This is a genomic window from Thermoleptolyngbya sp. PKUAC-SCTB121 (genome assembly GCF_016919485.1).
GTDB classification, from domain to species: domain Bacteria; phylum Cyanobacteriota; class Cyanobacteriia; order Elainellales; family Elainellaceae; genus Thermoleptolyngbya; species Thermoleptolyngbya sichuanensis.
Genome location: NZ_CP070366.1, coordinates 1,664,280 through 1,678,401 on the forward strand (window position 1 = coordinate 1,664,280; position 14,122 = coordinate 1,678,401).

Here is a 14,122-nt window from a genome sequence, read left to right on the forward strand (position 1 = left end):
ATTGTCAAACCAGAAGGGGTCAGACAGAAGGGTGCGTTCAGGTCAAAATCGGGTCGAACTTAGGGTCTCCCCTAACTTAGGGTTTATAGGGTTTCACTATCGCTCCTCAAGTCCACGTATACACTAGCAGCCTTGTTTGAGGTTGCCTAGTAGCGAAACCCCTAATTTCCTGGCCAGACTTTCAGATTGGAAACTCTCAGGTAAATCTAGATTTAGCACTGTGTCTTCAGACCTTTCGGCACGTTTTGCAACGCTGACCAATTACCAGATCAAGCTGCTGGCGGCGGGGCTGATGGTGATCGATCACGTCGGTTACGTCTTTTTGCGCGAGACGGACTGGGCCATGCTCTGCTATGGCTTGGGACGGCTCAGTTTTCCGCTGTTTGCATGGCTGCTGGTGCAGGGCGAGTCCCACACGCAAAATTTTCGCCAGTATGCGCTGCGGCTGCTGGGGATGGCAATCCTGTCGCAGCCGATTTATCAACTCACCTTTGGGATTGCGCTATTTGAGGATTTCAATATTTTATTTACGCTGCTGCTGGGCTTGCTGTGTTTGCGGGCGGCGCGGCAGTGGCCCCGTTGGGCAGTGCTGATCTGGCTGGTGGGGGCGATCGCCGCTGAGTTGGCGACCTTTAACTACGATGCCTATGGCATTGCTTTGATTGCGCTGCTCGGCAACTACAAGCCAACGCCGCTGTGGTGGACGGTGTGGTGCATTTTCACCGCCCTGACGGTGGTGGTCATGCCGGGAAATCTTCAGTTTCTCGCGGGGTTTGCTGCCCTGATCTTCGCCTGTGCGAACCACGAGCGCGGCCCCAAGGCGCGATGGTTTTACTGGTTTTATCCCGCCCATATTGGACTGATTGGGCTAGCTGCGTTTGGGCTGAACCGTCCAGCAGGCTAGCCCCCAGCCCATCGCCTCCACCCCAGACCCAGCTCATTGGAGAGCTGACATTTCGGCGATCGCATTTCGGTAGCCCTCGGCGCGGCTCTGCTGGCGATATAGCTCGGCAGACTGGCGCAGGTCGGCCAGTGCCCCAGCGCGATCGCCCAGCCGCCGTTTGGCAATCCCCCGGTGATAGAAACTGTCGGCATCTTGCGGGTTGAGCCGGGTTGCCTGGTTGAGGTCGTTGAGGGCACTGCGGGCATCGCCTAGCCGCAGCCGCACTGCGCCGCGTTTGCCATAGACCTGGGCGTTATTGGGTTCGAGGGCGATCGCCTGAGTCAAGTCTTGGGCGGCCCCAGCAAAATCGCTCTGGGCCAGACGGGCCTCGGCGCGGGCCATCATCAGGCTGGCACTGTTGGGCTGACGCTCGATGGCGCGGGTATAGTCGGCGATCGCCCGCTGCGGTTCGCCCATCTGCATCAGCACGTCGGCGCGGGCTTTGTAGGCGGGGGCATAGTCTGGCGACAGCGACACGGCCTGGTTGAGGTCGCTCATGGCTCCGTCCAGGTCGCCACCTGCAGCCCGCAGCACGCCCCGGTTCATATAGGCAGCCGTATAGCCCGGATCAAGCCGAATTGCCTGGTTAAAGTCGGACAGGGCAGCGCGGCGATCGCCCAGGGTTCCCGCCGCATAGCCCCGGTTGAAATAGGCCACGGCGGAGGTATTGTCTTTGGCGACGGCCTCGTTAAAGTCCCGCAGGGCCGCTTCTAGGTCGCCCTGGGCAAAGCGGGAACTGCCCCGGTTGAGGTAGGCATCGGCATAGTTCGAGCGCTGGCGGATCGCCTGGTCATAGTCGGCGATCGCGGCATCGTGGTTGCCCTGTCGCGCCCGCACCACGCCGCGATTCAGGTAGGCTTCGGGATAATTTGCCTGGAGCGCGATGGCCTGATTCAAGGCGGCGATCGCCCCGTCGAGGTCGCCCGTTGCCGCCCGGGCCCGCCCCTGGAAGAGAGATACCTCAGCCCGGTTTGGCGTAAGCTGGGCTGCCTGGTTAAAGTCGCTGAGGGCGGCGCTGGCATTGCCGACGCTGTAATATGCCACGCCGCGATTGAAATAGACATCGGCGTAGGTGGGGTTGAGTTGTAGGGCAGTGGTGTAGTCGGCGATCGCCGGTTCAAACTGACCCAACCCAGCGTAGGCCGCGCCCCGCATGGCATAGATGGCGGCGCTGCTGGGGCTAAAGCTGAGGGCCTGGGTAAAGTCGGCGATGCTGCCGCTGTAGTCGCGATTGTTGAGCTTGGCAACGCCGCTGTCGTAGGCCCGCTGCGCCGCCTGGGGCACGGGTTGGGCGATCGCCCCCGCCAGTCCCAGTCCGCCCAGCCACAGCGCCGCCAGCCCTGCAACCAGAGAACCGCGCACCCCTGACCGCTGGGTGGAAGGGCAGCTTCGATGGGGCGATCGCGTCAAAGCTGGTTGGAAGAATCGAGGCTGAGACGGGAGAGGTTGGGACGGTAGATGAGCAGGATAAAGTCGTTGCGCTCGATGCATCGCGGTTTTCCCCATGATATTTCCCCATGATTCAGTAGTGGCGAGTTCAGTTCAGGAGCGAGTCCAGTGAGCAAATTACCGCTTCCGGTCTGGCAATTGTCAAGCAGAAGCAGAAATGGTCAGGCAGGAATGGTCAGGCAGAAATTGTGAGGCAGAAATGGTTAAGCAGGAATGGTCAAATTCAGTCAGGCTGCACCCATACCCCAAGTTTTCTGCCCAAAGTTTCTGCCCAAAGTTTCTGCCCAAAGCTTCTGCCCAAAGCCTTCTGCCCAAAGTTTTCTCCAGAGTGCCCAGCTTTGCCCAAAATCTTAAAGGGTCGTCTAACCCAGAACTCAAGCCCCTTGCGTTACGTCTTGCTGCCAGGAGGGGGCAAAAGGGAGCGGTCGAAAGCCATCTTTGAAGGATGCCAGACTGAGAAAATCTCTGGAAAATCAAGCCCTTCAGCGCTTTTCATCGACTCTCTTGAAACCGGATTGGGAAAGGTTGCTAAAAATTCTCTAAAATTGAGACGGCCTGGAGCGGATACCGGATTTTAAGCCAGAACCCCTCCCGATTCGCGTACCCACCAGTCATGGATGGAGGACAAAAAATACTGTGAACATTGGTGAGCTTTTTTCTAAGGGCGGCTTTGTGATGTGGCCGCTGCTGCTGCTCTCGATCCTGTCGCTAACGGTGGTGATCGAGCGCGTCCTCTTTTGGTGGAAAATTTTGACCCGTGAACGAGAAACTGCCGGACGGGTGCTAGAAGCAGCCCAGCGCGACTGGCGATCGGCGGGAGATTTGGCCCGCAGCGCCATCGATCAGCCGATTGGGCGCTTTTTGAATGCGGGTCTGGAGCTAAAAGACCAGGAGCCGGACGTGGTGCAGTTGGCGATGGAAGCCAGCGCCCAGGAAGAACTCGCCGCCATGCACAAGGGCGACAAGATTTTGGAAGCCGTGATTGCGATCGCCCCGCTGCTGGGTCTGCTGGGAACGGTGCTGGGGCTGATCAACTCCCTCGGCTCGATTCGGCTGGGCGATCTGGGCACGACGGCGACAGAAAACGTGACGCTGGGCATTTCTGAAGCGCTGATTACCACCGCCACGGGGCTGATTATCGCGATTCTGTCGCTGGCTTTCTATCGCGTGTTTCAAGGGCTGATTGCTCAACAGGCCAAGATTTTCCAAAAGGCGGGCAACGAGCTAGAACTGCTCTATCGCAAAACCTGGAGTAGTCAGGATGCCGGACGCATCGCCAAACGGGTCAACTCCAGCGCGATCGCCCCAGACCCTTCGGGCACCAGCGCCGAAGCCGCAGAGCCGTCCTGAGGGTTTTAGCCCGCCCGTTTCAGCACAGGGGCTGTCTCACCCCATCTCCCTAACGTTTCTCCAAACCGCTGGCTATGAAAATCCTCAACCCCGGATCGCAGCAAGACGACGTGCGGATCGAGCTAATTCCGCTGATCGACGTGATCTTTTGTATCCTCACTTTCTTTATCTTGGCGGCGGTGTCGCTGACGCGCCAGTTTGCGATTAACACCGATTTGCCCAGGGCTTCTACGGGTGTCGCCCAGATGCGACAAACCAAAATTGTGACGATCGACCCAGTGGGCACGCTGTACTGGGATGAAGACCCGGTGGACGAGGCGCGCTTGGTGCAGTTGGTGCAGCAGTTTCAGCAAGAGTCGCCCGATGGAACGATCGTGCTGAATGCGCCGCCCTACGCCAGCTACGACAGCGTGGTGCGGGTGCTGGACTTGCTGCGGGCCGTGGGGGGCGATCGCGTGGCGCTGGCCGTCACGCCCAGTACCCAAGAGCCAACCGACCAGTTTGCACCGGGTCAACCTGGCTTTTCAACGCCCGGTGGAGCGTCAGGGTTGAATAATCCTGGTCTGGGAAATCCAGGAACGCCGCTCGATCCCTTTGGCTTGCCGACCGTGCCGGGTGATCCGCTGGGAACGCCTGCTGCACCGCTGCCCCGCAGCAATGGCGGCGGTCCTGCCCAACCGGGTGGCGCTGGCGCAGGTCAGACCACTCCTCGCACTCCGACGCTACCGCCTGCGGGTCAGCCCTAGATTTAGCCCTAAATACTTTGAAATGTTTAGAGTTTAGATCAGGGCTTGGGCAGGGCTTGGGCTGGGCTTTGACTGGGCTTTGACGAAGGCGATCGCTCCCTGCCACTGCACTGTCTGGTGGCTCAAGCATTGGCGTAATAGCGTCTGAATTTGGTTCAGATCTGCATCCGAGAGGAATTCGCGGATCTGTTCCGCATAGGTGGGCTTGGCACTGGCAGATGCAAACCAGCGGTCAATCAGCGCGGGTGAAATCAGCAGTTCCGTTTGCGTGTGTTCCAGCGCAATCTCTGCGGTGAACCCTGCTTGATCAAATAGCGTTTCCAGGTCTTGTACATTCCAGGTCATGCTCCAGACCGCGGCGCTTTCGTAAAGCTGTTCCTCCGCCTTGCGCCAGCGATTCAGTAGCCTGGATGGAATGCGGTCTGAGGGAATGAGCTGGTGCAGGCGCTGCGTATGACGAGGTATTGTCTCTGCCAGGAGCAGATACCCTTCAGGTTGCAGCAGCAATTTCCAGGCTTGGAGCCAGGTGTCGGGAGGGGCGATCGCATTCAAAAACACGTTCCGACCCATGAGCCGCTCGAAACGCAGGCTTGGACACTCGGCGTGTAGCACAGCGGGTAAATCGGCGATCGCGCTGTGCAGCACAACGGGACGCAGCAGTTCCGGCAGCGCGGCCGACTGTTCTTGCAGCGCGGCTGCATCCTGCTGCTGGGGCGCACAGGCGTAGACTCCGCCTTCGGGAACGAGCCGCACTGCCTCCCACGTCAACAAGCCACTGCCCGCATTCAGGTCGAGAATCAGGTGATGCCGCTGGGGCGGAGCCAGCGCAAAGAGGCGATCGCGCACCTGGGCCAGCCGTTCCCCAGACTGGCTCAGCGTCCGTTGCAGCCACCGCTCTACGCCCGCATCGGCCGGGCCAAAGGTCAGCACCTCCGGCAGCGCCACGCCCACACCCTCCACCAGCGCCGCCAATTGCGCCTCGCGCCGCCGCGCCACGTCCTGCTGAATGCGCCCCTCGTAGCCCTGCTCCGACGGTTGATAGAAGACTTGCCCCTGCAAGCTGCCTGGAAGATACTGCTGCGCCACCCAATGCTCCCGATAGGAATGGGGATAGAGATAGCCCTTGCCATGCCCAAAGCCGTCCTTGTCTCGGTTGGCATCGCGCAGGTGGGTCGGCACTTCGGCTTCGCGTTCGCGTTCCACCGCCGCCAGCGCATCAAAAAACGCCATGACGCTGTTGGATTTGGGGCAGGTCGCCAGATACAACGCCGCCTGGGCCAGCGGATAGCGACCCTCCGGCATCCCCACCCGGTCAAAGGCTTCGGCGCAGGCATGGACAACGACCACGGCATTGGGGTCGGCCATGCCCACATCTTCGCCCGCCAGGATCAGCATCCGCCGAAAGATAAAGCGCGGATCTTCGCCTGCGTAGACCATGCGGGCCAGCCAATAGAGGGCCGCGTCCGGGTCGGAACCGCGCAGGCTTTTGATAAAGGCACTGATGGTGTCGAAGTGGGCATCGCCTTCCTTATCGTATAAAACCGCCCGTTTCTGAATCGATTCTTCAGCAACCTCCAGCGTGACGTGAATCGTTCCCTCTGAATTCGCAGGCGTGGTTTCAACGGCGAGTTCCAGCGCGTTCAGCAATGTGCGAGCATCGCCATTGGCAACGTTGATCAGATGCGTGCGAGCGTCTGGATCAATCTGAACCTGTCGCGTTCCATAGCCGCGATCGCCCTCCTGTAATGCCTGATCCAGCACTCGTTCCAAGTCCTGTTCCGTTAGCGGCTTGAGTTGAAACACCCGCGAACGGCTGACTAGCGCCTTATTCACCTCAAAGTAGGGATTCTCGGTCGTTGCGCCGATCAGGATCACCGTGCCGTTTTCCACCCAAGGTAGCAGCGCATCTTGCTGAGATTTGTTAAATCGATGCACCTCGTCCACAAACAGAATCGTGCGCTGACCGTACATGCCACGGGTTTCCTGGGCAAGGGCGATCGCCTCTCGAATCTCCTTCACCCCCGCTAGCACTGCGTTAATCGACAGAAAGCGGGCGCGGGTCGTGTTAGCAATCACCATCGCCAGCGTCGTTTTACCCGTTCCCGGCGGCCCGTAGAAAATCAGCGACGAAAGCTGGTCTGCCTGAATAGCACGGCGCAGCAGTCGCCCCTCGCCCAAGATATGCTCCTGCCCAATGTATTCTGCTAGGGTGCGCGGCCGCATTCGAGCTGCTAGGGGCGCTTCGGCGGCGGTGATCTGCTGTCGATGCTGCTCAAACAAGTCCATCGTCTACTGCGCCGAGGGCGATTAGTGCGGCTTTTTGGAGTGTTGGTCGCTTAGATCTGAGCTTTGTGATTGCGATCGTAAGTCAGGCTAGAATTTGCCATGCGACTGCGATCGCCTGACTCTAGACATGAGAATGCGCTCCACTTGCTCCGTCCTCTGTTCCAATTGATCATACTTCGCGGAATTGCCGTCTAGCAGACTGCATCAGCTTCACCCGATATGGATCAGCATCCTTCCGCCACACGACCCGATGACCCTTCAACGCCGCACAGTGTTCTTCCAGGCATTTCTGCCATCCCCAGCGATCTCGGATCTTACTCAAATCATCCAATAGCCCCCAATCTGCCTCCTGCTGACTCAGTTTGGCAAACTTTTCATAGAGCGGATAGTCGGGCTGCACCAGCAACTCCTTTTGATGCAACACAGGTGGGTTATCTTCTGGATCGTAATCCCGATAGCTGACGTGTAGATCTTGCAAGTCAATCTGCATACTGGTGCGGAGACAGGGGTGCGGGTCGCGATCGAAGTCTGGATAGAACAGGTAAGAAATTTTGGGCTTGCGAGTATGAAACTTGACCAATGTTGCTTCTTCGGGGCGACCAATCGTGCGAGAGGCACAGCCCTCGTAAAGCCGAAGCAGGGGATCGAGCGCATCCAAGGCAGAGACATGAACCCAGAGGGAGTTCGATAGCTTTTTGCCAATCGCGCTGGACTGACACCGCTCCGCCATCACTTCCCAATTCCCCAAGCGCAGCAGCATCAAATCTGCTGCGGTACAGGCTTGCTGGTAGCTGCCAAATAATGCCTTAATATCGTGCTGAACGATGGGGGCGAGATGGCGCAGTTTTGGGCGCGTGCCAAAATGACTGAGGGCAAGATAAACCAGCAAATCCTGGCGGCGCTTCTCGCTGATGGCATCCCATTCCTGACGCTCTGTTGCCTGAAGAACCAACTGGAAGGCGCGTCGTAGCGTTCCAAATTCCGATTGCAGCGCCGCAAACTCCTGAAGTTCCTCCTCAATGGGCAACCGTCCCCGGTCGGTGAAAAATGCCATCAGGGGAGCCAGCATTTCCTTATACTGCTCAAATCGCTTGACGCTGGCTTTGACTCTGGGAGTCGTGGCACGCGATCGCCATCGGGAAACCCGGAACGTCTGCGCCTGAGCCTCGTCCCGAAACACCAGGTAGATGCCCAGCGCAACCGGGATTGCGTCCACGCCCAGCACTTGGTCGATATAACTTTTCAGTTCCTCCTGACTGTAATTCTTCTGGAACGTATTGCGGCGGGTAATCACCCCATCCCCGTAGGCCATCATGCCGCGTGTCGAGTCTTCGATCAGCACTTGCGCGGCGACAATCAGCACCTTCCTGGTCAGTTCCCAGGCTTTGAGCAATGCCTCTCGCCGTTCTGCCGGGTCTTCGATGACGTTGATGACATAACCCAGGTTGACGATATCAGCCGATGTACAGGCAGAATCAGGACGATAGTAGGGGTCCCAGCCAGAACTGGTGTAGCCGCGATCGCCCACGCGCTCTACGTCGCTCCCATGCCCACAGCCATAGTCAAAGAAGGTCGCGCCAGGGGTAAATAATCCCGCCTCTAGCGCAATCCTCACGGGCTTGGAAAGCTCGTTGCGGACGAGGGCAGCTTTGTGGCGCTCGATTTTGGGCTGAGCAACTCCAGGGATTTGAGCAACCGGACAAGCTAGGACATGGCCATGAATCTCGATCCGGCAGTCCAGCAGACGCTTTGCCCAGCCCTCACGGGTGCCAATTTCCCGCGATTGATTGAGTAGCCCGAGTGCCTCTTCCTGACGAGTCAGTTCTACAAAACGCTCATACAGCGGATAGTCAGCGGTGACAAAAGTCTCCTTGCGATGCAGCACTGGCGGGTTATCAGTGCGGCTATAGTTACGAATCGTGACTTGCGCTGTAGCTAGATCAACCTGAATGCTCCAGGATAAGGCGGGATGGGCATCGGTCTCAAACTCAGGGTAAGCCAGATAAGATACCTTGGGTTGGTCAGTATTGAACTTGACGAGCGTTGCCCCGTCTAGCTGAGTTTGGGGTTGCACCTGCTGACGCGCCAGGGTTTCATAATTTTGGAGCGATCGCTCTAGGGCTGGGAGCGCCGAGAGATGAACGTAGAGCGAAGTCGGAAGCCGCTTGCCAATTGGGCTGCGATTTACGCAATTCACAATTTCGGCAAAATCTGAAGCAATCGCCTGATCTGCTGGCTTTGAAACGTTTGGCTTTGGGGCGTTTGACTTTGGGGGGTATAGTGCTGACTCTAAGCGGTTCATGAAGCTCACCCAGTCGCTAAACCCAGCATAGGGCATTCCTTAGAGCTAATTTGTAAAGGAGCCTGAAAGCCTTGTTAATCAAGGATTTCCGAGAAACCGCTTTTCCTGGGCAAACATGACCTCAAAGCCACACATGCCAAGAGTTTCAGGCTTCTTAAGATTTGCTTCATAAATTAGCTCTTAACTTGAGGCGCAGTGCTTGCAGCGAATAACTGGCGAATGAGTTGGAAGGCACTTGAAATGCACGATGAATTTGAGTATACTTATACTTAAAACGTTCAGACTCCTCTAGCGCTTCAGAATTCATATTTAGTCTTCCGGACTCTATATCTAGCGCAAAGCTTCCAGTTCTTGCTATGGTTAGGGGGACAGAGGATGCAAAAGCGTGGTTGATGAACCCCCTGAGTCTATTTGAAGAAGAACGCCTGACCCTGTCGAAAAGCATTGCGCTATCGGTAGAGTCGCTGTGTCATTACGGTTCGCTGTACAAGCACTGGGCAGTATCTTTTTCGGGCGGCAAAGATTCTTCTGCAACCGTCACCCTGATCGCCCACCTGATAGAGACAGGGCAAATCCCTCGCCCCAAAACCCTCACCATCCTCTACGCCGACACGCGCCAAGAGCTACCGCCATTACACTTGGCGGCACTGGAAATTCTGAAGGAACTGGAGCGGCGCGGGTTCGCGACTCGCGTGGTCTTGCCGGCTCTAGACTATCGCTACTTTGTCTATATGCTGGGTCGGGGAGTGCCACCGCCGTCGAACACGTTCCGCTGGTGTACGCCCAAGCTCAAGGTGATGAGCATGGAGCGGGAGCTAGAGGTGCTGCGACAGGAACGGGGCGAAAAGTTCCTAATGATGACGGGAGTGCGGATTGGCGAGAGCGCCGCCCGTGACCAACGCATCGCCCTTAGCTGCACCAAAGATGGTGGTGAGTGCGGACAGGGCTGGTTTCAGCAGAGTACGTCAGAGGCGATCGCCGATATGCTGGCTCCCATTGTTCACTGGCGCGTCTGCCACGTTTGGGACTGGCTGGTGAAGGCAGATGTCGAGCTAGGCTTTCCCACGTTTGAAATTGCCAAGGTGTATGGGCAAGATGTGAGTGATGGCGAGGAGCCGATCAATGCCCGTACGGGCTGTATTGGCTGTCCACTGGTGCAAAAGGATGCCGCCCTCGACCGCGTGGTGGCCCAGCCGGAATGGGCCTATCTCGCCCCCCTGCAACGGCTCCGCCCCCTGTATTGGGAAATCAAAAAGCCGCAATATCGCCATCGTAAGCATGGGGAGGTCAACAAAGACGGGTCGCTGGCGGCCAAGCAAAATCGGCTGGGGCCACTGACGCTAGAGGCGCGACGCTGGATGCTGGCGCAGGTGCTTGGCATTCAGGCTGAGGTGAACCAGACCGCAGAACGACTGGGGCGACCGACCCTTAGCCTCATTAACGATGAGGAACTGACACGGATTGAAGAACTGATCGCAGCGGGCACATACCCCGACAAGTGGGACGGCACAGAACCCCACGGTGATGCGTGGCTGCCGGAAATCCTGCCCGACGGCAGTGTTCAGCCCCTCCTTTTTGATCGGCTTTAGAATATGGGCTAGTGAAAGCCGCTATTGCAGTATGTCCTGGATGATATTGCTCAGATGACTTACAGGAGAAGACAATGCAAGAACACAAGTTTAAAGCGGGAACCTCGAAAAATTGGTTAAGTAGTGTCTTGAGTTGAGACAGGCATGAGGTCATAGTCAGAGAGGGAGTGAGGGTGACGACTGATAAGCCAAGCCGGATTTTGGGAGGGGGAAGAACGCCAAGCCAAACTGAGGCAGAAAAAAGATCTAAAGATCTATTGGTGCGGCTCAACTGGTGCGGCTCAACCAAATTGTTCCTTGGGAGAACTTTCGACCCACATTGGAGCAAATCCATAACAAAGCTCGAAAGAGCAATGCGGGACGCAAAGCAATCGATGTCGTGGTGATGTTCAAACGCCTGGTTGTGTAACAGTTGTGCAACATCAGCGATGAGGAACTGGAAGATCAAGTCAGTGACCGTCTGTCGTTCATGCAGTTCACGGGGTTTAGTTTGTCCGATGAAGTGCCTGATGCAACAACCGTCTGGTTATTTCGCAAACAACTGATTGAGCAGGGGTTGATTGAGGCGTTATTCGAGCAATTCGATGGTTACTTAATCAAGCAGGGCTATGCTGCCAAAGGAGGGCAGATTGTAGATGCGACCTTAATTCCTGTGCCCCAGCAACACAACAGCGACTCAGAGAACCAGCAACTCAAGCAGGGCGAAATTCCTCAAGATTGGCAGGACAAGCCGCATCGATTGGCGCAAAAAGACACGGACGCTCGATGGACGAAGAAACGAGGTGTGTACCATTTTGGGTACAAAAACCACGTCAGTATCGATGCTGAGTATGGTTTGATCCGGCAGTATCAAGTCACCGATGCAGCAGTGCATGATTCGCAAGTGTTGGGACATTTATTGGACGACGACAATGAGGCAGATAGCTTATGGGCAGACAGCGCGCCTAACGCAGCGAGGCGATTGAGCAGGTGCTACCCAATTGTAAAAGCTTTATGATTCCGGCTTTTTTCAGCCTTTTATTTACTTGTATTACATGAATTTTTGTTAAGACAGGCAATCACTGAAGCTTCATAATTTCAGTTTTCTCCGTAAAGATTCGCATTCACTTGCACCACACGGATGCGTTTAGCAAATAGTGAAGCTAATAATTTTTGAACAAGGAGCTTTGTTCTCACTCCTCAAAGTATCTCCACGATGCCTCTTTATTAGATAAGCATCTTCAGAATTACATTTGGTCACTTCGATTAATTGCCTTATTGAGAATTTTAGGAGCCTGAAACCTTTGTTTTCTCGTAGCCATTCAAGAGGATCTGAATTTTTCGAGGTGCTCATTTTTATATTGTCAGATCTAAGTTATCGGATCTGCGTCGTCGGACGGCGGCATGTCTGTTGCGAGGAACGTCCGAGGTCAAGAAGACAGGGAATCTACGCTTAACCACTCATTCAAGGAACTCTTTGACCATGCTGACATCGGTAGATCAGGGTTTCGCTTTGGGAACGAATGAAGCACCCGAAAAATGCCCGAATTCAGGCAACAATACAAAACCTTCTTTAAGATCAAGAATTGAGATTATCCATGACATTAAGATGCTTGTCCCTGCTGGTTCTCCTGAGCCAGAGGATGAACAAGTCTTGAGCCAGCTAGCAAACTTGACCCAGGAACTCACGAAGGTCTATCAAGCGGCTGGACAACTGAGGGAAGATCCCTTTGCAGATGCCTGGAACCGTCGGGTTCACTGCTACCGAGATTTGGTCGCAGAGCAGGTCAAGGGTCGGCGTATTCTGGTGACGGGTGGAAATGGTTGCGTCGGCAGTCAACTGATTCAGGAATTGAAGACCTTTGAGCCTGAGAAGATTATTTGCCTGGACTTATGGCTAGATGAATCGTCTTCTCTGAACGAAGATCATGATTCGGTTGAGCAATTCACATTCTATAACATCGACATCAGAGATCAGAATGAACTAGAGAAGGTTTTCCTCCAAGAAAAGCCCGACCTCGTATTTCATCTGGCAGCCATACGCCTTCCTGGAATGGCAGAGCAGCGCGTTAGAGATGCTGTTTTGACGAATATTATGGGAACTCATAATGTGATTCGATTCTGCGAAAAATATGGGGTCAAAAAGTGTATATTCTCCTCAACAGGGAAGGCATCGCGCTATGTTACTGGAGAAGTCTATGCAGCCACCAAAAAGGTGTGTGAGTGGCTCTTTGATCAGGCGGCTCGGTCAGGCTTAACCGTGTATGGCATGGTGAGATTTACCCACATGCTGGACAATAGCGCCGCCTGTGAACAGTTTGATCAAAAGGTCAGGCACGGGAAAATTGTCAACATTCATGCTCCTGATAAGTATGTTTGTGGTCAAAATGTTCATGAAGCCGTCAGCCTGCTGCTGAATAGTCTCGTCGTCTCCAAACCCGGAGAGCTAGAATTTTTGGTCTGTCGAAATCTGGGCTGGCCGGTTGAAACCCTAGAGGTTGCTTTATACAAGATCCTGCAATCTGGAAAGAACATCCCAATTTATTTTCAGGGTTCGCCCGTCGGCTATGAAGAGGGCTTCTTTCGGGGCAATGTAGACTGGGATGATCCGTCGGCGTTTAACTTATTAGTCAACGCGATCGAAAAAGTTTCAAGTCGAGTTGATGCGTCCGGCGACTTTATCGTTACGCCTGTTTTGCCCTGCTGTTTTGAGCGTCTAGAAGCTGAGTTGGTGGCTGTGCGGAAGGTTCTCAATGATCCTACAAGTGCCGATAGCCAAATCAAGCAAGCCCTTGCTGAATGCATTATGAAGGTTGCTTGCTCCATCTATTCTCAAGCACCGATTGAGTTGCTCTCGAAGGTGCTGAACTGGGGCACTGATCCTGAGTACCTTCAGTTGGACGGGGCAACGCTAGATAGCCATCAGCCCACGATTCGCTTGTTTATTGAAAGCCTATCTGCCAAGTATCGAAACAGCGCCAGTCATAGTGTTGGTCACAGCGGCAGTCTCAGCACTCGTTGAAGCGATCGCCAAGATTAAGCCTATAGTGAGCGCGCTTTAGTATGTCTGCGCCTTGATCAGGCTGAGTTTGACGTGTGCTGTGGGTGGGGCGAACGAGGCGTTTTGCAGTTGGCTCCGAGTGTTGGCAATTTCAACCGCGCTTTCAATCTGCGTTGAGATTGCCAACAGCCAAGGGGCGATCGCCTTTTTATAATTACCTTTCCCCGTATCAGTGGAAAGTGGAGAATTGGATGAGAGTGCATCCCACTTTTGCAACCCTCACCCTAAGTCCCTCTCCCAGAGCGGGAGATGGATTTCCAATCCGGCTCCCCTTCTCCCGTTTTGAGAGAAGGGGCTGGGGGATGAGGGCGAATTTGCATAATTGGGATGCACCCTTAGATGAAACGGTGAGGTGATGGTAAAGCGCTAACCGGACGGAGCTTTGAGCAAGATGTTAATTTAGCATCTGAGATTAAA

9 protein-coding genes are annotated in these 14,122 nt (G+C 55.3%); 6 read left to right on the forward strand and 3 right to left on the reverse strand.

Annotated features, from left to right (window positions below):
* The first annotated feature begins 220 nt into the window (after positions 1-220).
* Complete coding sequence (locus JTM80_RS07030; RefSeq protein ID WP_225906785.1) at positions 221-904, forward strand: TraX family protein; 684 nt, start codon at positions 221-223, stop codon at positions 902-904.
* Between the two features lie 33 nt (positions 905-937).
* Here the strand turns inward: JTM80_RS07030 and JTM80_RS07035 are convergent, their stop codons facing one another.
* Positions 938-2,353 (reverse strand): tetratricopeptide repeat protein, encoded by a 1,416-nt coding sequence (locus JTM80_RS07035; protein WP_205370846.1) that lies wholly within the window; start codon positions 2,351-2,353, stop codon positions 938-940.
* 675 nt (positions 2,354-3,028) lie between these two features.
* On the opposite strand from JTM80_RS07035, the gene JTM80_RS07040 reads away from it, so the two are divergent.
* Both JTM80_RS07040 and JTM80_RS07045 read left to right on the forward strand, forming a co-directional pair.
* Entirely contained in the window at positions 3,029-3,742 is a 714-nt protein-coding gene (locus JTM80_RS07040) for a MotA/TolQ/ExbB proton channel family protein (RefSeq protein ID WP_172353253.1), read from the forward strand.
* A gap of 74 nt (positions 3,743-3,816) precedes the next feature.
* A complete protein-coding gene (locus JTM80_RS07045) occupies positions 3,817-4,488 on the forward strand; it encodes a biopolymer transporter ExbD (protein ID WP_172353252.1) in 672 nt (223 codons plus the stop codon).
* 33 nt (positions 4,489-4,521) lie between these two features.
* Here JTM80_RS07045 and JTM80_RS07050 read toward each other — a convergent pair whose 3' ends face one another.
* Both JTM80_RS07050 and JTM80_RS07055 read right to left on the reverse strand, forming a co-directional pair.
* Positions 4,522-6,774 (reverse strand): AAA family ATPase, encoded by a 2,253-nt coding sequence (locus JTM80_RS07050; protein ID WP_205370848.1) that lies wholly within the window; start codon positions 6,772-6,774, stop codon positions 4,522-4,524.
* 169 nt (positions 6,775-6,943) lie between these two features.
* Positions 6,944-8,971, reverse strand: coding sequence for a DNA phosphorothioation-associated putative methyltransferase (locus JTM80_RS07055; RefSeq protein ID WP_255548889.1), 2,028 nt, complete (start codon positions 8,969-8,971; stop codon positions 6,944-6,946).
* A gap of 497 nt (positions 8,972-9,468) precedes the next feature.
* Here JTM80_RS07055 and JTM80_RS07060 point away from each other — a divergent pair, with 497 nt between their 5' ends.
* From JTM80_RS07060 to JTM80_RS07070, 3 genes are all read left to right on the forward strand, one after another.
* Entirely contained in the window at positions 9,469-10,665 is a 1,197-nt protein-coding gene (locus tag JTM80_RS07060) for a phosphoadenosine phosphosulfate reductase family protein (RefSeq protein ID WP_205370850.1), read from the forward strand.
* Positions 10,666-11,134: 469 nt separating this feature from the next.
* Entirely contained in the window at positions 11,135-11,662 is a 528-nt protein-coding gene (locus JTM80_RS07065; RefSeq protein ID WP_255548890.1) for a transposase, read from the forward strand.
* A 465-nt stretch (positions 11,663-12,127) separates the two neighbouring features.
* Complete coding sequence (locus JTM80_RS07070; protein WP_205370852.1) at positions 12,128-13,666, forward strand: polysaccharide biosynthesis protein; 1,539 nt, start codon at positions 12,128-12,130, stop codon at positions 13,664-13,666.
* Positions 13,667-14,122: the final 456 nt, after the last annotated feature.